Here is an 18450-nt window from a genome sequence, read left to right as displayed (position 1 = left end):
AGGTTGGAGAACATGCGTAACGCGAAGATTGTCTGCACGATCGGACCGGCCACGTCGCCGATCGACCAGATGCGCAAGCTGGTGGGGGCGGGCATGGATGTCGCCCGTATCAACCGCAGCCACGGCTCCTTCGAGGAGCACGAGAACGTCTACCGCAACATCCGCCAGGCTGCCGAGGAGCTCGGTCGCAACGTCGCCGTCCTCGTGGACCTCCAGGGCCCGAAGATCCGTCTCGAGAAGTTCGCGGACGGCCCGCACGAGCTCGCCGTCGACGACGTCTTCACGATCACCACGCGCGACGTGGTGGGCACCAAGGACATCTGCGGCACCACGTTCAAGGGCCTCCCGGGCGACTGCAAGCCCGGCGACATCCTCCTCATCGACGACGGCAAGGTCCGCCTCGAGGTGACCGAGGTCGTCGACGGCACCGACGTCGTGACGAAGGTCGTCGTCCCGGGCCCCGTGTCCAACAACAAGGGCATCAACCTCCCGGGCGTCGCCGTGTCGGTCCCCGCGATGTCGGAGAAGGACGAGGAGGACCTCCGCTGGGGCCTCCACCTCGGCGCCGACTTCATCGCCCTGTCGTTCGTCCGCTCCGCCAAGGACTACGACGACGTCGCCCGCATCATGGCCGAGGAGGGCATCGTCCGCCCGGTCATCGCGAAGGTCGAGAAGCCGCAGGCCGTCGAGAACCTCGCCGAGATCGTCGACGCGTTCGACGGCGTCATGGTCGCCCGCGGCGACCTCGGCGTCGAGCTCCCGCTCGAGGAGGTGCCGCTCGTCCAGAAGCGCGCCATCGAGCTGTGCCGCTCGCAGGCCAAGCCGGTCATCGTCGCCACGCAGGTCCTCGAGTCGATGACGCACTCGCCGGTCCCCACGCGCGCCGAGACCTCGGACTGCGCCAACGCGATCCTCGACGGCACCGACGCGGTCATGCTCTCCGGCGAGACCTCGGTCGGCGACTTCCCGATCGTCACGGTCGAGACCATGGCCCGCATCGTGAAGAACACGGAGGAGAAGGGCTACTCGCGCATCGCGCCGTACCTCTCGACCCCGCACACGCGCGGTGGCGCCGTCACCCACGCCGCGGCCGAGATCGCCGAGAACCTCGACATCAAGTACATCGTGACGTTCACCCAGTCGGGCGACTCGGCGCTGCGCATGTCGCGCCTGCGTCCTTCGACCCCGATGCTGGCGTTCACGCCCGACGCGGCCACCCAGAAGCGCCTCGCGCTCTCCTGGGGCATCCACGCCGAGCTCGTCAACAAGGTCGACTCGACCGACGAGATGGTGACGCTGGTCGACACCTACCTCAAGGAGTCGGGCCGCGCGGTGGACGGCGACTACGTGGTCGTCGTGTCCGGCACCCCGGTGGGCGTGCCCGGCACCACGAACTCGATCTTCGTGCACAAGGTCGGTCAGGTCCGCGGCTAAGCGCCACGCCTGCACACGACAGGACCCCGTCGGCCTCGGCCGGCGGGGTCCTCGTCGTTCACGGGACGATGCGTCAGTCGCCCTCGCGCATCTCCTCCCAGTCGCGCGGGCCCAGGTCGGGCACCTTGCGCTCGTAGCCCTGCGCGAACAGGGGCGAGGAGATGAGGAAGTCCGCGGTCGAGACGTTGGAGGCCATCGGGATGTTCCACAGCGCGCCCAGGCGCAGCAGCGCCTTGACGTCCGGGTCATGCGGCTGCGGCTCCAACGGGTCCCAGAAGAAGATGAGCATGTCGAGCCGGCCCTCGGCGATGCGCGCACCGATCTGCTGGTCGCCTCCCACAGGACCCGACAGGAACCGGTGGATCCTGAGGCCCAGCTCGTACTCGAGCATCGTGCCCGTGGTGCCCGTCGCATAGAGGTGGTGCGGGGAGAGCGAGCCCTTGTTGAACGAGGCCCACTCGAGCAGCTCGGCCTTCTTGTTGTCGTGCGCCACGAGCGCGATGTGCATCGGCGCGTGCGCCGCGGGCGTGTCGGTGGTGGTCATGCTCCGAGCATCCCACGGGCCGCGACGTGCGCGTCACCGGGACCGTCGTCCCAGGAACGATGCGTACCCCGGGTGGGATTCGAACCCACAACACCGCGGGTTTGAGCCGCGTGCCTCTGCCAGTTGGGCTACCGGGGCGGGGGCACTAGGCTATCGCCTGTGACTGATGCGAACGACACCACCCAGGCCGAGCCGGCGATCCCGGCCACCACGCGCGCGCGTCGCGCCGTTGTCGCGGAGGACGAGGCGCTGATCCGCATGGACATCGTCGAGACCCTGCGCGAGGGCGGCTACGACGTCGTCGGCGAGGGCGCCAACGGCGAGGAGGGCGTCGCGCTCGCGCGCGAGCACAAGCCCGACGTGGTCGTCATGGACGTGAAGATGCCCGTGATGGACGGCATCACCGCGGCCGAGCAGATCGCGAAGGAGCGCATCGCGCCCGTGGTCCTGCTCACCGCCTTCTCGCAGACCGAGCTGGTCGAGCGCGCGCGCGACGCCGGCGCCATGGCGTACGTGGTCAAGCCCTTCACGCCGGGAGACCTGCTGCCCGCCGTCGAGATCGCCGCGTCGCGCTACGTCGAGATCCGTGCGCTCGAGAACGAGATCGCGGACATCACCGAGCGCATGGAGACCCGCAAGAAGGTCGAGCGCGCGAAGGGCCTGCTCATGGAGAAGATGAAGCTCAACGAGCCCGAGTCCTTCCGCTGGATCCAGAAGACCTCGATGGACCGCCGTCTCACGATGCGAGAGGTCGCGGAGGCCGTGATCGAGCAGATGGGTGGAAAGTAGCCCAAACCGTTCGGGGGACGGCGTTTTCTGTCACGGAATCGTGATAGACACGACGCGAACGTGAAATCTTCCCACGCTAGGTTGACGCTTACCGCCACCGGATATCGCCGGTGGCGAGTCAACCGAGGCGAGATCATCTCGCCGAGTGGGAGGAAACAACATGGCACGATGGAACTCCATCGCGCGAGGCGCGGCATTCGCCGCCGTCGCGACCCTGTCCCTCGCCGCGTGCTCGACGGACTCCAGCAGCGGAGACTCGAGCGCGGACGCCAGCACCGGTGGTGGTGCGTCGGGTGAGCCCCTGAAGGTCGGCACGTTCCTGCCGGTCACGGGTTCGCTCGCGTTCCTCGGCCCGCCGGAGATCGCCGGCGTCAAGCTCGCCATCTCGGAGATCAACGAGGCGGGCGGCATCTTCGGCGCGGACGTGTCGCTCAAGGAGACGGACTCGTCCGACGCCGACAACCCGACCATCGGCTCCCAGTCGATCAACGACCTGATCTCGGACAACGTGTCCGCGATCATCGGCGCGGCGTCCTCCTCGGTGACGCTCAACGTGATCGACGACGTCGACGCGGCCGGCATCGTCATGGTGTCGCCCGCCAACACCTCGACGTCGCTGTCCGGCTACTCGCCGTACTACTTCCGCACCGCCCCGCCGGACACGGCTCAGGGCGCGGCGGTCGCCGACCTGATGATGACCGACGGCGCGAAGAACATCGCGGTCCTCGTCCAGAACGACGACTACGGCACCTCCTTCCGGAACGTGGTCCAGGAGACGGTCGAGGCCGCCGGCGGCACGATCACCTACGGCACCTCGGGCCAGGAGATCGACCCCAAGGCGACCAACTACGAGGCGGACGTCCAGAACGCCCTCGCGACCAACCCCGACGCCATCCTCATGATCGCGTTCAACCAGACCGCGCAGATCATCCCCGCCCTCGTCAGCTCCGGCTACGACGCGACGAAGATCTACATGACGGACGGCAACACGGCCGACTGGTCCGAGACCTTCGACCCGGGCACGCTCGAGGGCGGCAAGGGCACCATCCCCGGCGCCGCCGCCGACGACGCCTTCAAGAAGCGTCTCGACGAGGCCAACGGCAGCACGCTGAGCGACTACTCCTACGGCCCCGAGTCGTACGACGCCGTCATGCTCGTCGCGCTGGCCGCGCTCAAGGGCGGCTCCTCGGCCCCCGACGACATCCAGGCCAACATGGCCGCGGTGTCGGGCTCGACCGGCGGCACCGAGTGCACCGGCTGGGTCGAGTGCTCGGGTCTGATCAACGACGGCTCGGAGATCGCGTACAAGTCGATCTCGGGTGCCGGCTCGTTCAACGACCAGAACGACCCCACGACCGCCATCATCGGCGTGTACCAGTACGACGAGAACAACGTCCCGCACCGCGTGGACGAGGTCGCCTGGTCCGCCTCCTGATCGACGGATCCTCACGGAAGGGCCCCGGCTTCGGCCGGGGCCCTTCCCGCGTTCCCGGGCGCCACGCCGCGCGGTGAGCGGCTCCCGGGGATCCGTTCCGCGCGCTCTCCGAATTCACGTGGTTGCGAACGCGGGAGGGCCGCGATGAGGGCCGCCATGCCGGCCTGGCACCCTCAGAGGGGCGCCAGACGCGCACGGAACCCGCGCATCGTCCCGATGGACGCAATGATCCGCCGCGGCCGATTCGCAACCCCGTGAAAACGGAGAGCGTCGCGGGGAGGTGCACCCCGCGCCCCCCGCATCGTCCCCGGGCAAGCGGAAGGCCCCGGCCCACCGTGGGGGTGGAGCCGGGGCCTGCGGGCGAGGGACGAGGCGCTACGCGCCGAGCGTGCCGAGGTACAGCTCGATGACCTTGGGGTCCTTGAGCAGCTCGCGGCCGGTCGCCGAGTAGGCGGCCGTGCCCTGGTCGAGGACGTAGCCGCGGTCGCAGATCTGCAGGCAGCGGCGGGCGTTCTGCTCGACCATGATGACGGTGACGCCGGTCTGGTTGATCGCACGCGTGCGGACGAAGGTCTCGTCCTGGCGGGCGGGGGAGAGGCCGGCGCTGGGCTCGTCGAGCAGCAGCACCTTCGGGTCCATCATGAGCGCGCGCGCCATGGCGACCATCTGGCGCTCGCCACCCGAGAGCGAGCCCGCCCGCTGGTCCTTGCGGTCGATGAGCACGGGGAACAGGTCGCCGACCACCTCGAGGCGCTGCTTGTACGTCTTGGGGGCCTGGAAGGCGCCCATCTCGAGGTTCTCCGCGATCGTCAGCGACGGGAACACGTTGTTCGTCTGGGGGACGAAGCCGATGCCGCGGCGCACGAGCTGGTCGGCGCGGAGGTTCGTGATGTCGTCGCCGTCGAGGTTGAACGAGCCGCCGGTGACGGGCACCAGCCCGAACAGCGCCTTGAGGAACGTCGACTTGCCGGCTCCGTTGGGGCCGATGATCCCGACCAGCTCGCCGCGCTTCACCTCGAGCGTGCAGCCGTTGAGGATGGAGACGCCGGGGATGTAGCCGGCCCAGACGTCGTCCGCGGTGATGAGGACGTCGTTCGTGTCGGTCATCAGAGGTCCTCCCCGAGGTCGGTGTCGTGATGCGCGCCGAGGTAGGCGTCCTGGACGGCCTCGTTCTGCATGACCGAGCCGGCGGGACCCTCGGCGATGAGCTTGCCCTGCGCCATGACGGCCACCCAGTCGGAGATGCGGCGCACCATGTGCATGTCGTGCTCGACGAAGAGGACGGTCATGCCCTCCTCCTTGAGCTCGATGATGTGGTCGAGCAGCGACTCGGTGAGCGCCGGGTTGACGCCCGCCATCGGCTCGTCGAGCATGACCATCGTCGGCTTCGACATGAGCGCGCGCGCCATCTCGAGGAGCTTGCGCTGGCCGCCGGACAGGGAGCCGGCCGAGTCGTCACGCTTCTCGTAGAGCTTGAAGCGGTGGAGGAGCTCGTGGGCCTGCTCGGTGATCTCCCGCTCGCGGGCGCGCCAGAGCGGCGGCACGAACGCGGTGAAGAAGTTCTCGCCGGGCTGGTCCTGCGCGCCCAGGCGCATGTTCTCCATGACCGACATGCCCTCGAGAGCCTTGGTCAGCTGGAACGTGCGGACCATGCCGGCGCGCGCGACCTTGGCCGGCGGCATCCCGCGTAGCGGCTGGCCGTCGAACGTGCCCGTGCCCTCCTGCGCCTGGTCGAAGCCGGTCAACAGGTTGAAGAACGTCGACTTGCCGGCGCCGTTCGGGCCGATGAGCGCCGTGATGGTGTTGCGCTGCACCTCGAAGTGAGCGACGTCCACGGCGGTGAGGCCGCCGAAGCGGCGCTTGACGCCGTCGGCGACGAGGATCGCGTCGGGCTTGGCGACGCCCGGTACCGGATCGATGCCGGCGACGATGGTGGGATCAGGCATGGAAGGCCAGCTCCTTCTTGTTGCCGAGCAGGCCCTGCGGCCTGAAGATCACGAGCAGCATGAGCGTCACACCGACCAGCATGAGCGCGAACGGCTCGATGACGGTCGACGGCATGATCGACTCCGGGATGAACAGCTTGGCGAGGCCCTTGACCAGGCTCAGCGCCGTCCAGAACACGATCGACCCGACCACCGGGCCGAAGACCGTCGCGGCGCCGCCGAGCAGCAGCAGGGTCCAGATCCAGAACGTGGTGGCGCGGCCCATCGAGTCCGGCTGGACCGAGTTGCCGAGCGACCAGATCACGCCGCCGAGGGCGCCGATGACGCCGCCGATGATGAGGGCCTGCATCTTGTACCAGTAGACGTTCTTGCCGAGCGAGCGCACGGCGTCCTCGTCCTCGCGGATGCCCTTGAGCACGCGTCCCCACGGGGAGCGCGACAGGCGCCAGAAGACCAGGAGCATGAGCCCGACGAAGGTCCACGCGACCAGGCGCAGCCACCACGAGTTGGACGCGGAGCCGTGATAGGTCCACCACAGCACGGTGATGCGCTCGTCTGGGAACGGCGACAGGTCCTCGAAGGGGCCCTTGTACTCGTTGCCGCGGATGCCGACGGACGCGCCGGTGAGGTTGACGAACGTCTGCGAGCGTCCGGCGTATCTCACGATCTCGGCCGCGGCGATGGTGACGATCGACAGGTAGTCGCCCTTGAGCTTGAGCGTGGGCCAGCCCAGGATGGCGCCGAAGACGATGGCGGTGCCCATCGCGATGAGGATCGCGGCCCAGATCGGCAGCCCGTTGCGGATCGAGATCGCGTAGCCGTACATGCCCAGGAGCATGAAGCCCGCCTGGCCCATGTTGAGGAGGCCGGTGAGTCCGAAGTGGAAGTTGAGGCCGATCGCCGCGATGGCGAAGGCGGCGGTCGCGGGGGCGAAGCTCTCGCCCAGCGCGTCGATGAGGAGATCCATGTCAGCCCACCCTCTCCGCGCGGCCCAGGATTCCCTGCGGCCGGATCAGCAGCACCACGATCAGGATCACGAGTGCCGACGCGTACTTCATGTCCGGGGCGACCACGACGGTGGAGACCTCCGTGACGATGCCGATGACGAGCGCGCCGACGAGCGCGCCGAAGGCCTGACCCAGGCCGCCGAGCGTGACGGCCGCGAACATGAGCAGCAGCAGGCGCGCGCCCTGGTCGAACGACAGGCCGTTCTCGTACAGCGCGAGCAGGATGCCGCCGAGCGCGGCGAGCGCCGCCGCCATCACCCAGACGAGACGGATGATGCCGTCGACGCGGATGCCGGACGCGGAGGCGAGCGCCGGGTTGTCGGCGATCGCGCGGGTCGCGCGTCCGAGGCGGGTGCGCAGCAGGAAGAAGGCGACGCCGGCGAGCGCGATGAGCGCGATCACGACGGACAGCAGCGTCTGCCGGCCGATGTAGTAGTCGCCGAAGGTGAGGCGCGAGTCGATCGACGTGGTGAGGCGGTAGCGCTCGCCGCCGACCCACCACTGGAACAGGTTCACCAGCGCGAGCGAGAGGCCGATGCTCACGATCATCTGCTGCAGCGCGGCGATCCGGCGCCGGCGCAGCGGGCCCCACAGGAGCTTGTCCTGCAGCCATCCGGTGCCGCCCGCGATGATGATCGCCACGATCGCGGCGATCGGCAGCGGCAGCCCGATGTTGAACTGCGCCGGGATCAGCGGCAGCGACACGTCGCTCTTGGTGGTGAGGAAGTACGTCAGCACCGCGCCGAACGTCACCTGCTCACCGTGGGCGAAGTTGCTCAGGCCGGTCGTGCCGTAGATCAGCGACAGGCCCACCGCGGCGAGCGCGAGCAGGATGCCGAACACGGTGCCGTTGATGAGGCCCTGGACGACCAGCTGGGACTTGGGCGTGTTGGCCGGGGCGACCACCGGGTCGACCGTGGTCGCGGCCGCGTGATCACCCCCCAGCACCAGCGACGCGATGACGAATGCTGTGGCCGCGACCAGCAGCAGTGCGACCGCTTTGAGCAGCCGTGTGTCGGGTTTGGTGATCACCGTTCTCCCTCCGATTGGGCGACACCCTAGACCCGGCGTGTTAACGGCGTGTTGTGGACATGCTTTGTCGGCGTTTCTAGGCGTGTTCCAGCCCTGACGATGCGGGACATATCGGGCGTCCCGGGTCTCGCGGGGCTGGGGGAGGGGTGCGCGGCGGGGTCAGCGCGGCGTGCGCACCGCGCAGGTGAGCCGCGCCGAGGCGAGCAGCGCGCCGTCCTCGTCGGTGACGTCGATCCTGTAGGCCGCGATGGTGCGGCCGAGGTGGAGCGCGGTGGCGGTGCCCGTGACGATCCCCTCGCGCGCGCCGCGCACGTGCGTGATGTTGAGGTCGACGCCCATCGCGACGCCATCGGGGTGAATCGACTTCGCGTGCGCGTCGGCGGCCACCGACGCGAGGGTCTCGGCGAGGACTCCGGAGGCCCCGCCGTGAAGCAGGCCGGCCGGCTGGGTGTTGCCCTCGACGGGCATCGTCCCCACCGCGCTGTCGGGGGTGACCGTCATGATGGAGATGCCCATGCGGGCGATCAGCCCGACCTCGAGCGGGGGGTACGGGCGGGGGTCGTCGGCGTCTGACATGAAGATAGGTTGGCACCCGTGACCGAATCCACCAAGGGAACCCTCCTGCTCGTCGACGGACTGTCGATGGCCTTCCGAGCCTTCTTCGGGCTTCCGGTCGAGAACTTCGCGACCTCGACCGGCGTGTCGACGAACGCCGTGTACGGCTTCACGACGATGCTGGCGACGCTGCTCAAGGACAACGACCCCACCCACGTCGCCGTGGCCTTCGACCTGCCGGGCGGCACGTTCCGCACCGAGCGCCTGCCGTCCTACAAGGGCACGCGCGACGCGACCCCGCCGGAGTTCGAGCCGCAGGTGCCGCTCATCCGCGAGATGCTCGGCGCGCTCGGCGTCGCGGCGGTCGACAAGGCCAACTTCGAGGCCGACGACCTGCTGGCCACCTACGCGCGCCTGGGCCGCGAGGCCGGCATGCGCGTCCTCGTCGTGTCGGGCGACCGCGACACCATCCAGCTCGTCAACGACGACGTCACGCTGCTCTACCCGCGCAAGGGCGTCTCGGACCTGGTCCGCTTCACTCCCGACGCCGTCGTGGAGAAGTACGGCGTGCGGCCCGAGCAGTACCCCGACATGGCCGCGCTGGTCGGTGAGACCAGCGACAACCTGCCGGGCGTGCCCGGCGTGGGGCCCAAGACCGCCGCCAAGTGGATCACCACGTACGGCGGGCTGCCCGGCATCCTCGACGCCGCCGACGACGTCCCGGGCAAGGCCGGCCAGTCGCTGCGCGACCACCTCGATCAGGTGCGGCTCAACCGTGAGCTCAACCACCTGCTGACCGACCTCGACGTCGCGGTCCCGCTCGCGGACCTCGAGTTCGGCGGCGGCGACGCCGCCGAGATCCACCGCATGTGCGACGCGCTCCAGTTCCGCACGCTGCGCGACCGCCTCATGCCGTTCGTCAAGGGGGACGATGCGGGGGAGACGGCCGTCGAGACCGTGGCCGTGGTGGTCCGCTCGGAGGGCGCGGTCGCGGCCATCACCGCGATGACCGGCCCGGTCGCGCTGCACGTCGAGGGCAGGGGCGGCGTGGACGCCGACGCGTGGGCCCTGGGCGTCGCCGACGCCGCCGACGCCGCGTGGGGCGTGGACCTCGCCGCCCTGTCGCCCGCGGACGAGGCGACGCTCGGCGCGTGGCTCGCGGACGCATCGGTCCCCAAGGTCCTCCACGCCGCGAAGGACGGCTGGCACGCCCTCCGGGCGCGCGGCTGGGAGCTGGCGGGCATCGTCGGCGACACCCAGATCGCGGCGTTCCTGGTCAACCCCGACCAGCGCGGCTTCGACCTCGAGCAGATCCTGCAGCGTCACATGGGCGTCAGCCTCGACGCCGGGCCCGCCGCGGGCGAGCTGGACCTCGGCCTCGGAGGCTCGGCCGCCGAGACCGCCGGCGAGCGTGCGGCCCACGTGCGCGCCCTCGCGGCGGTGCTCGACCCGATGGTCGCGGAGCGCGGCATGGCCGACCTCTACCGCGACCTCGAGATCCCGCTGGTCACGGTCCTGGCGTGGATGGAGCACGCCGGCATGGCCGTCGACAGGTCCACCCTGGCCGGCCTGGCCGACGAGACCCGCGCCCGCGCCGACCGCGCGGCCGAGGACGCGTACGCCGCGATCGGCGGGGACCGGGTCAACCTCGGCTCGCCGAAGCAGCTCCAGGAGGTGCTGTTCGACCGCCTCGGCATGCCCAAGACCAAGAAGATCAAGACGGGCTACACGACCGACGCATCGTCCCTCCACGACCTCAACGAGAAGGCGCCGCACCCGTTCCTCACCGCGCTGCTCGCGCACCGGGACGCGACCAAGCTGTCGCAGATCATCGAGACGCTCGCGCAGGCCGTGCAGCCGGACGGCCGCATCCACACCACCTTCTCGCAGGTCGTCGCGGCCACGGGGCGCCTCAGCTCCAAGGACCCGAACCTCCAGAACATCCCGATCCGCACCCCCGAGGGCCACCGCATCCGCGAGGCGTTCACCGTAGGTGGCGGCTTCGAGACGCTCGTGACGGCCGACTACTCGCAGATCGAGATGCGCATCATGGCGCACCTGTCGGGCGACGCGGGCCTCATCGAGGCGTTCGCGGCGGGGGAGGACCTGCACCGGTTCGTGGGCTCCCGGGTCTACGGCGTCGCGCCCGAGGACGTCACCCCGGAGATGCGCTCCCACGTCAAGGCGATGTCCTACGGACTCGCGTACGGGCTGTCGTCGTTCGGACTCGCGCGGCAGCTGAGCCTGCCCGTCGGGGCGGCCCAGGCGCTCATGGACGACTACTTCTCCCGCTTCGGCGGCGTGCGCGACTACCTCCAGGCCGTGGTCGAGCAGGCGCGCAAGGACGGCTACACCGAGACGCTGTTCGGCCGTCGCCGCTACATCCCCGACCTCACGTCGACCAACCGGCAGCGCCGCGACATCGCCGAGCGGGTCGCGCTCAACGCCCCCATCCAGGGCTCCGCGGCGGACCTCATCAAGCGCGCGATGCTGGGCGTGGACCGCCGCCTGAGGGACGAAGGTCTGGCATCCAGGCAGGTACTCCAGGTGCATGATGAGCTCGTGGTCGAGACAGCCCCGGGTGAACGCGCGGCGGTCGAGGCCATCCTCCGGGAGGAGATGCGCGCCGCCGGCGATCTCAGCGTCCCTCTCGATGTCAACGTCGGAACGGGCGGTGACTGGCGCACCGCTGGACACTAGGGTTGGTGCCATGCGAATCGGACTTCTCACGGGCGGCGGAGACTGCCCCGGCCTGAATGCTGCGATCCGGGCGGTGGTGAAGAGGGGGACCTCGGAGCTGGGCTGCTCGATCGTCGGGTTCAACAACGGCTGGCAGGGCGTGATCGACGGCGACGCGAAGCCGCTCACCAGGGACGACGTGTCGGGGATCCTCGTGCACGGCGGGACGATGCTGGGCACCGCCCGGTGCCACCCGCACAAGGTCGAGGGCGGCATGGAGGCCGTCAAGGAGACGTTCGAGAACGAGAAGCTCGACGGGTTCATCTGCATCGGCGGCGACGGCACGCTCAAGGCGGCGGGCAAGGTCTCGAAGGAGCTCGGCGTGCCGGTCATCGGCATCCCGAAGACCATCGACAACGACGTGGTCGGCACGGACGCCGCGATCGGCTTCGACACCGCGGTGTCGATCGCGACCGAGGCGATCGACCGCCTCCACTCGACCGCCGAGTCGCACAACCGCGTCATGGTCGTCGAGCTCATGGGCCGCCACAGCGGCTGGATCGCCGTCACCGCGGGCATCGCGGGTGGCGCCGACATCATCCTCGCCCCCGAGGAGCCGTTCGACATCGACGTGATCGCCAAGCGCATCAAGCACCGTCACCGCTACAAGAACTTCTCGATCGTGGCCGTCGCCGAGGGCGCGCTCCCGGCCGAGGGCTCCAACTGGACGGGCAAGGCCACGATCGACGAGAAGGGCAACCCCATCGCCGGCTCGATCGGCCACGAGGTCACCAAGGCGATCGAGGCGGCCACGGGCTTCACGTCGCGCCTCACGGTGCTCGGCTACGTGCAGCGCGGCGGCGTGCCCACCGCGGCGGACCGCCTGCTCGGCACCCGCATGGGCGTCGCGGCGATCGACGGCATCGTCGCGGGGGAGAGCCACAAGTTCACCGCGCTGCAGGGCGACCACATCGTGCTCGAGCCGTTCGACACCATGATGGGCAAGACCAAGTGGGTGCCCGAGGAGCTGCTCATGGCGGCCCGCGGCCTCTGAGGCAGTCCGACCGGCCCGGGGAGCAGGCGCGATCGCGCGCCGCCCCCGGGCCGTCGCATTGCCCCGGGGGCGCCCGACGGGGTAGTATGTCCGATGGTCTGGCGCGCCCGCGTGCCGGTCCACAACCATCCATACGATCCCTGTCCACCGGAGCTACTCCTTAATGTCCGTTTCCACCCCCGACTCCCAGATCGCTGTCAACGACATCGGCACCGCTGAGGACTTCCTCGCTGCCGTCGACGCGACCATCAAGAACTTCGACGACGGTGACCTCGTTGAGGGCACCATCGTCAAGGTCGACCGTGACGAGGTCCTCCTCGACATCGGTTACAAGACCGAGGGTGTGATCCCCTCGCGCGAGCTCTCCATCCGCCACGACGCCAACCCGGATGAGGTCGTCAACGTCGGCGACACCATCGAGGCGCTCGTCCTCACCAAGGAGGACAAGGAGGGTCGCCTGATCCTCTCGAAGAAGCGTGCGCAGTACGAGCGCGCGTGGGGCTCGATCGAGAAGATCAAGGAAGAGGACGGCGTCGTCTCCGGCACCGTCATCGAGGTCGTCAAGGGCGGCCTCATCGTGGACATCGGTCTCCGCGGCTTCCTCCCGGCCTCGCTCGTCGAGATGCGCCGCGTGCGCGACCTCGCGCCCTACATCGGCCAGTCCATCGAGGCGAAGATCATCGAGCTCGACAAGAACCGCAACAACGTGGTCCTGTCGCGCCGTGCCTTCCTCGAGCAGACGCAGTCCGAGGTGCGCTCGTCGTTCCTCACCGCGCTCGCGCCGGGCCAGGTCCGCAAGGGTGTCGTCTCCTCGATCGTCAACTTCGGCGCGTTCGTCGACCTCGGCGGCGTGGACGGCCTCGTGCACGTCTCCGAGCTGTCGTGGAAGCACATCGACCACCCGTCCGAGGTCGTCTCGGTCGGCCAGGAGGTCGAGGTCGAGGTCCTCACCGTCGAGATGGACCGCGAGCGCGTCTCGCTGTCGCTCAAGGCGACCCAGGAGGACCCGTGGGCGGTCTACGCCCGCACCCACGCGATCGGCCAGATCGTCCCGGGCAAGGTCACCAAGCTCGTCCCGTTCGGCGCGTTCGTCCGCGTCTACGAGGGCATCGAGGGCCTCGTGCACATCTCGGAGCTGGCGACCCGCCACGTCGAGCTGCCCGAGCAGGTCGTGTCGGCCGACGAGGACGTCTTCGTCAAGATCATCGACATCGACCTCGAGCGTCGCCGCATCTCGCTGTCCATCAAGCAGGCCAACGAGGGTGTCGACCCGCAGGGCGAGGACTTCGACCCCGCGCTCTACGGCATGACCGCAGAGTACGACGCCCAGGGCAACTACCTGTACCCCGAGGGCTTCGACCCCGAGACGCAGGAGTGGCGCGAGGGCTTCGAGGAGAAGCGCGAGGCCTGGGAGGCCGAGTACGCCAAGGCGCACGAGCGCTGGGAGGCGCACAAGGCGTTCGTCGCGAAGCAGGACGCTCAGGCCGCCGAGGCCGAGGCCACCGCTCCCGCGGCATCGTCGTCGTCGTCCGCTCCCCGCAAGGGCGGCCGCAAGGCCGACGGCCCGACCTCGTACTCGTCGCAGGACGAGTCGTCGTCGGACATGGGCACCCTCGCCTCCGACGAGCGCCTCGCCGCTCTGCGCGAGAAGCTCACCGGCGGCAACTAAGCCCCAAGCTCGATCGAAGGCCGTCACCCTCCGGGGTGGCGGCCTTCGTCGCATCCGGCCTGGATTGGCGCCCGTCGGAGGGGCATGCTTGACTGCCCCCGTGCTTCGCATCGGCCTCACCGGGGGGATCGCCTCGGGCAAGTCCACCGCCTCCGCGCGCTTCGGTGCGCTCGGGGCGCGCGTCATCGACCACGACCAGCTGGCGCGGCGGGCGGTGGAGCCCGGTTCGGCCGCGCTCGTCGACATCGCCTCGGAGTTCGGCGACCGCGTGATCGCGGACGGCGCGCTCGACCGCTTCGCGCTCGCCGCGATCGTGTTCCGCGACGAGGGCGCGCGGCTGCGCCTCAACGCGATCGTCCACCCGTACGTCATCGCGATGGGATCCGCGGCGGACCGGCAGGCGCGGCGCGAGGGCGTCGGCGTGATCGTGCACGACATCCCGCTGCTGCTCGAGAGCGGCCAGGGCCCCGACTTCGACCTGGTCGTCACGGTCGCTGCGCCCGAGGACGTGCGCGTGCGGCGCATGGTCGAGACGCGCGGCATGACGGCGGACGATGCGCGGGCCCGGATCCGCGCGCAGGCGACGGACGAGCAGCGGGCCGCGATCGCGGACGTGGTGCTCGACGGCTCGGGCGCGGTCGAGGACCTCGACGCGCAGGTCGACGCGTTCTGGTCGTTGAACGTCCCCCGGTGACGCCGCCGCGGCGGGCGGCCGCCGCATCGTCCTGTCGGAGGCCCGGCGTACCGTGGACCCCATGAGCAGCCCCGACCTCCGCCGCAGCGAGGCACCGTTCCAGGTGATCTCCGAGTACCAGCCGTCAGGCGACCAGCCGAAGGCCATCGACGAGCTCGCGCGCCGGATCCAGGCGGGGGAGCGGGACGTCGTCCTCCTCGGCGCGACCGGCACCGGCAAGTCCGCCACCACGGCGTGGCTGGTGGAGCGGCTCCAGCGGCCCACGCTGGTGATGGCGCACAACAAGACCCTCGCGGCGCAGCTCGCGAACGAGTTCCGCGACCTGCTGCCGAACAACGCGGTCGAGTACTTCGTCAGCTACTACGACTACTACCAGCCCGAGGCGTACGTCCCGCAGACGGACACGTTCATCGAGAAGGACTCGTCCATCAACGAGGAGGTCGAGCGGCTCCGCTACTCGGCCACCAACTCGCTGCTGACCAGGCGCGACGTGATCGTGGTGTCGTCGGTGTCGTGCATCTACGGCCTCGGCACGCCCGAGGAGTACATCCAGGGCATGGTGACGCTCGCGATCGGGGACGTGCTCGACAGGGACTCGCTGCTGCGCGAGTTCGTGCAGATGCAGTACTCGCGCAACGACCTCGCGTTCACGCGCGGCACCTTCCGCGTGCGCGGCGACACCATCGAGATCATCCCGGTCTACGAGGAGCTCGCGATCCGCATCGAGATGTTCGGGGACGAGGTCGAGGCGCTCTACACGCTCCACCCCCTCACCGGCCAGGTGGTGGAGAAGCGCACGCAGGCGCACATCTTCCCGGCATCGCACTATGTGGCGTCCGAGCAGCGCATGAACGCCGCCATCTCGACCATCGAGAAGGAGCTCGAGGAGCGCCTGCAGGAGCTCGAGCGGCAGAACAAGCTGCTCGAGGCGCAGCGCCTGAAGATGCGCACCACGTTCGACCTCGAGATGATGCGCTCGGTCGGGACCTGCTCGGGCATCGAGAACTACTCGCGGCACATCGAGCAGCGCGCGGCGGGCACGCCGCCGCACACGCTGCTCGACTACTTCCCGGAGGACTTCCTGCTCGTCATCGACGAGTCCCACGTCACGGTGCCGCAGATCGGCGCGATGTACGAGGGCGACTCGTCGCGCAAGCGCACGCTCGTCGAGCACGGCTTCCGCCTGCCCTCCGCACTGGACAACCGGCCGCTCAAGTGGCCCGAGTTCCAGGAGCGCGTCGGCCAGACGGTCTACCTGTCCGCGACGCCCGGCAGGTACGAGCTCGAGCGCGCCGACGGCGTCGTCGAGCAGATCATCCGTCCCACGGGCCTCGTCGACCCGAAGATCGTCGTCAAGCCGACCGAGGGCCAGATCGACGACCTGTTGGAGTGCATCCGGGAGCGGGTCGAGAAGGACGAGCGCGTCCTCGTCACCACGCTGACCAAGAAGATGGCCGAGGACCTCACCGAGTACCTGGGGGACCGCGGCGTCCGCGTCGAGTACCTGCACTCGGACGTCGACACGCTGCGACGCGTCGAGCTGCTGCGCGAGCTGCGCATGGGCCGCTTCGACGTGCTCGTCGGCATCAACCTCCTGCGCGAGGGTCTCGACCTTCCCGAGGTGTCCCTCGTGTCGATCCTCGACGCCGACAAGGAGGGCTTCCTCCGGTCCGGCACGTCGCTCATCCAGACCATCGGCCGCGCGGCCCGCAACGTGTCGGGCGAGGTGCACATGTATGCGGACTCGATCACGGACTCGATGGCGTCCGCGATCGACGAGACCAACCGCCGTCGCGAGATCCAGGTCGCCTACAACACGGAGAAGGGCATCGACCCGCAGCCGCTGCGCAAGCGCATCGGCGACATCACCGAGATGCTCGCGCGCGAGGAGGCGGACACCGCGCAGGCGCTCGAGCTCGCCAAGAAGGCGCCCACGCCCGGCGGCGGGAAGAAGACCCTGCTGGCGCAGCGACCCGCCGAGGAGCTGTCGCAGCTCATCGAGGACCTGTCGGCGCAGATGCGCGAGGCCGCCGCGGAGCTGCAGTTCGAGATCGCGGCGCGGCTGCGCGACGAGATCGGCGAGCTGAAGAAGGAGCTCCGGCAGATGATCGACGCCGGCTGAGGCGTTCCCGTCCCCATGCGGGCCGGCGGTGGGGTCGCGGCCCCTAGGATGAACCGGTGGAATCGGGACTCGTCTGGGCTGTCACCATCATCGGCGTCATCGCCATCATCGCGTTCGACTTCTACGTCGTCGTGCGCAGGCCTCACCAGCCCACGTTCCGTGAGTCGGTGACCTGGACGCTCTTCTACGTGGGGCTCGCCGCAGTGTTCGGCGTGTCGATGATCGCGTGGGACAGCGCCCAGAGCTCGACCGAGTTCTTCGCGGGATGGCTGACCGAGTGGTCCCTCTCGGTCGACAACCTCTTCGTGTTCCTGGTGATCCTCGCGCGCTTCCAGGTGCCGCCGGAGCATCGCCAGAAGGTGCTGCTGTTCGGCGTCGCGCTCGCGCTCGTGCTGCGCGGCCTGTTCATCGCGGCCGGCGCGGCCGCGCTCAGCGCGTTCTCGTGGGTCTTCTACATCTTCGGCGCGTTCCTCCTCTACACCGCGGTGCACGTCGCCCGTGAGAGCGGGGGAGGCGACGGCGAGGAGGAGTACCGCGAGAACCGCCTGGTCGCGTACGCGCGGCGCGTGCTGCCGACCACCGACGGCTACCGCGACGGCAGGGCCTTCGTGCGTGAGGCCGGCCGGCGCATGGTCACGCCGCTGCTCATCGTGATGATCGCGATCGGCTCGACGGACGTGCTGTTCGCCCTCGACTCGATCCCGGCGATCTTCGGGCTCACCGACGACCCGTACATCGTCTTCACAGCGAACGCGTTCGCGCTCATGGGCCTGCGGCAGCTGTTCTTCGTGGTCGAGGGTCTGCTGAGCAGGCTCATCTACCTCAATGTCGGGCTCGCGATCGTGCTCGCGTTCATCGGCGTCAAGCTCGTGTTCGAGGCGCTGCACCAGAACACGCTGCCGTTCATCAACGGCGGCCACCCGGTCGAGGCGGTGCCCGAGATCCCCACGTGGCTGTCGCTCGGGGTGATCGTGGTCGCGATCGGGGGAGCGGCGCTGGTGTCGATCGTCGTGTCGGGGCGGCGCGAGGCCGAGGCACCCGCGGAGGACTGATGCGCGCACTGAGGGAGGGGCTCCCGCGGGAGCACCGCTACGAGGACGCGGCGCCCTAGCCCTTCCCCGACGCGACAGGATCCGCTGCCACAAGGCCGCCGAGCGGGGCATGGGCGACAGGATCCGCTGCCGCAAGGGCCGGGCTGAGGCGTCAGGCGGTCCAGGGGCCGCCGGCCGGCCATGTCCGCACCGAGTGCGAGACCACGAGGCCCGCGCGCTGGTACGGGTCGTCCGCGAGCATCGCCTCGATGTCATCGGCGCTGTCGGCCTCGAAGATCAACAGGGCGCCGGGCTCGCCGCCGTCCTCGTAGCGCGAGAACGCCTTGGCGACCCCCTCGTCGACGAGCGTCATGATCCACTCGCGGTGGACCGGACGCATGTCCTCGCGCTCGGCGGAGCGCTCGTCGTAGGAGTAGTGGACGGCGTAGAGGCTCATGT

Annotated in this window: 16 protein-coding genes and 1 tRNA gene; 9 read left to right on the top strand and 8 right to left on the bottom strand. The window is 69.5% G+C overall.

Features of this window, described 5'->3' with window-relative positions; translation table 11 throughout:
* Nucleotides 1–12: 12 nt before the first annotated feature.
* Complete coding sequence (gene pyk / locus AOM04_RS10790; protein ID WP_062464785.1) at nt 13–1434, top strand: pyruvate kinase; 1422 nt, start codon at nt 13–15, stop codon at nt 1432–1434.
* A 73-nt stretch (nt 1435–1507) separates the two neighbouring features.
* Here pyk and AOM04_RS10785 read toward each other — a convergent pair whose 3' ends face one another.
* Nucleotides 1508–1978 carry a methylglyoxal synthase gene (locus AOM04_RS10785; RefSeq protein WP_062464784.1) on the bottom strand — a complete coding sequence of 157 codons (471 nt, stop codon included), beginning with the start codon at nt 1976–1978 and terminating at the stop codon, nt 1508–1510.
* A gap of 64 nt (nt 1979–2042) precedes the next feature.
* A tRNA-Leu gene (locus AOM04_RS10780) sits at nt 2043–2116 on the bottom strand.
* Nucleotides 2117–2137: 21 nt separating this feature from the next.
* On the opposite strand from AOM04_RS10780, the gene AOM04_RS10775 reads away from it, so the two are divergent.
* Nucleotides 2138–2767 carry an ANTAR domain-containing response regulator gene (locus AOM04_RS10775; protein WP_062464783.1) on the top strand — a complete coding sequence of 210 codons (630 nt, stop codon included), beginning with the start codon at nt 2138–2140 and terminating at the stop codon, nt 2765–2767.
* 160 nt (nt 2768–2927) lie between these two features.
* Nucleotides 2928–4202 (top strand): ABC transporter substrate-binding protein, encoded by a 1275-nt coding sequence (locus AOM04_RS10770; RefSeq protein WP_062464782.1) that lies wholly within the window; start codon nt 2928–2930, stop codon nt 4200–4202.
* A 375-nt stretch (nt 4203–4577) separates the two neighbouring features.
* Here AOM04_RS10770 and AOM04_RS10765 read toward each other — a convergent pair whose 3' ends face one another.
* The 5 genes from AOM04_RS10765 to AOM04_RS10745 form a co-directional block, all read right to left on the bottom strand.
* The gene (locus AOM04_RS10765) at nt 4578–5309 is read right to left on the bottom strand and encodes an ABC transporter ATP-binding protein (RefSeq protein ID WP_062464781.1); all 732 of its coding nucleotides are present in this window, start codon (nt 5307–5309) and stop codon (nt 4578–4580) included.
* A complete protein-coding gene (locus AOM04_RS10760) occupies nt 5309–6148 on the bottom strand; it encodes an ABC transporter ATP-binding protein (RefSeq protein WP_062464780.1) in 840 nt (279 codons plus the stop codon). Before AOM04_RS10760 ends, AOM04_RS10765 begins: the two co-directional genes overlap by 1 nt.
* A complete protein-coding gene (locus tag AOM04_RS10755; protein WP_062464779.1) occupies nt 6141–7115 on the bottom strand; it encodes a branched-chain amino acid ABC transporter permease in 975 nt (324 codons plus the stop codon). The genes AOM04_RS10760 and AOM04_RS10755 overlap by 8 nt, the downstream gene beginning before the upstream one ends.
* 1 nt (nt 7116) lies before the next feature.
* Nucleotides 7117–8187: a branched-chain amino acid ABC transporter permease gene (locus AOM04_RS10750; protein ID WP_062464778.1), complete on the bottom strand. Its 1071-nt coding sequence runs from the start codon at nt 8185–8187 to the stop codon at nt 7117–7119.
* A gap of 159 nt (nt 8188–8346) precedes the next feature.
* Entirely contained in the window at nt 8347–8763 is a 417-nt protein-coding gene (locus tag AOM04_RS10745; protein ID WP_062464777.1) for a PaaI family thioesterase, read from the bottom strand.
* A gap of 18 nt (nt 8764–8781) precedes the next feature.
* On the opposite strand from AOM04_RS10745, the gene polA reads away from it, so the two are divergent.
* From polA to AOM04_RS10715, 6 genes are all read left to right on the top strand, one after another.
* Complete coding sequence (gene polA / locus AOM04_RS10740) at nt 8782–11442, top strand: DNA polymerase I (RefSeq protein WP_082104579.1); 2661 nt, start codon at nt 8782–8784, stop codon at nt 11440–11442.
* Nucleotides 11396–12475 (top strand): 6-phosphofructokinase, encoded by a 1080-nt coding sequence (locus AOM04_RS10735; RefSeq protein WP_369401363.1) that lies wholly within the window; start codon nt 11396–11398, stop codon nt 12473–12475. The genes polA and AOM04_RS10735 overlap by 47 nt, the downstream gene beginning before the upstream one ends.
* 163 nt (nt 12476–12638) lie before the next feature.
* Nucleotides 12639–14144 (top strand): 30S ribosomal protein S1, encoded by a 1506-nt coding sequence (rpsA, locus tag AOM04_RS10730; RefSeq protein ID WP_062464775.1) that lies wholly within the window; start codon nt 12639–12641, stop codon nt 14142–14144.
* 100 nt (nt 14145–14244) lie between these two features.
* Complete coding sequence (gene coaE / locus AOM04_RS10725) at nt 14245–14838, top strand: dephospho-CoA kinase (protein ID WP_062464774.1); 594 nt, start codon at nt 14245–14247, stop codon at nt 14836–14838.
* A gap of 61 nt (nt 14839–14899) precedes the next feature.
* A complete protein-coding gene (gene uvrB / locus AOM04_RS10720; protein ID WP_174447671.1) occupies nt 14900–16960 on the top strand; it encodes an excinuclease ABC subunit UvrB in 2061 nt (686 codons plus the stop codon).
* Between the two features lie 56 nt (nt 16961–17016).
* On the top strand, nt 17017–18012 hold the full coding sequence (locus tag AOM04_RS10715) for a TerC/Alx family metal homeostasis membrane protein (protein WP_062464772.1): 996 nt from the start codon (nt 17017–17019) through the stop codon (nt 18010–18012).
* Between the two features lie 151 nt (nt 18013–18163).
* On the opposite strand, the gene AOM04_RS10710 is transcribed toward AOM04_RS10715, so the two are convergent.
* Complete coding sequence (locus AOM04_RS10710; RefSeq protein ID WP_062464771.1) at nt 18164–18448, bottom strand: YciI family protein; 285 nt, start codon at nt 18446–18448, stop codon at nt 18164–18166.
* Nucleotides 18449–18450: the final 2 nt, after the last annotated feature.

The organism is Demequina soli (genome assembly GCF_000971195.1).
In the GTDB taxonomy this organism is placed as follows: Bacteria; Actinomycetota; Actinomycetes; order Actinomycetales; family Demequinaceae; genus Demequina; species Demequina soli.
The sequence above is the reverse complement of the archived record's forward strand: the minus strand, read 5'-3'. Positions and strand labels throughout refer to the sequence as shown.

Coding starts and splice junctions, on each gene's coding strand:
- pyk (WP_062464785.1), top strand. CDS start 13: ATGCGTAACGCGAAGATTGTCTGCACGATCGGACCGGCCACGTCGCCG.
- AOM04_RS10785 (WP_062464784.1), bottom strand. CDS start 1,978: ATGACCACCACCGACACGCCCGCGGCGCACGCGCCGATGCACATCGCG.
- AOM04_RS10770 (WP_062464782.1), top strand. CDS start 2,928: ATGGCACGATGGAACTCCATCGCGCGAGGCGCGGCATTCGCCGCCGTC.
- AOM04_RS10765 (WP_062464781.1), bottom strand. CDS start 5,309: ATGACCGACACGAACGACGTCCTCATCACCGCGGACGACGTCTGGGCC.
- AOM04_RS10760 (WP_062464780.1), bottom strand. CDS start 6,148: ATGCCTGATCCCACCATCGTCGCCGGCATCGATCCGGTACCGGGCGTC.
- AOM04_RS10755 (WP_062464779.1), bottom strand. CDS start 7,115: ATGGATCTCCTCATCGACGCGCTGGGCGAGAGCTTCGCCCCCGCGACC.
- AOM04_RS10745 (WP_062464777.1), bottom strand. CDS start 8,763: ATGTCAGACGCCGACGACCCCCGCCCGTACCCCCCGCTCGAGGTCGGG.
- AOM04_RS10735 (WP_369401363.1), top strand. CDS start 11,396: ATGTCAACGTCGGAACGGGCGGTGACTGGCGCACCGCTGGACACTAGG.
- rpsA (WP_062464775.1), top strand. CDS start 12,639: ATGTCCGTTTCCACCCCCGACTCCCAGATCGCTGTCAACGACATCGGC.
- uvrB (WP_174447671.1), top strand. CDS start 14,900: ATGAGCAGCCCCGACCTCCGCCGCAGCGAGGCACCGTTCCAGGTGATC.
- AOM04_RS10710 (WP_062464771.1), bottom strand. CDS start 18,448: ATGAGCCTCTACGCCGTCCACTACTCCTACGACGAGCGCTCCGCCGAG.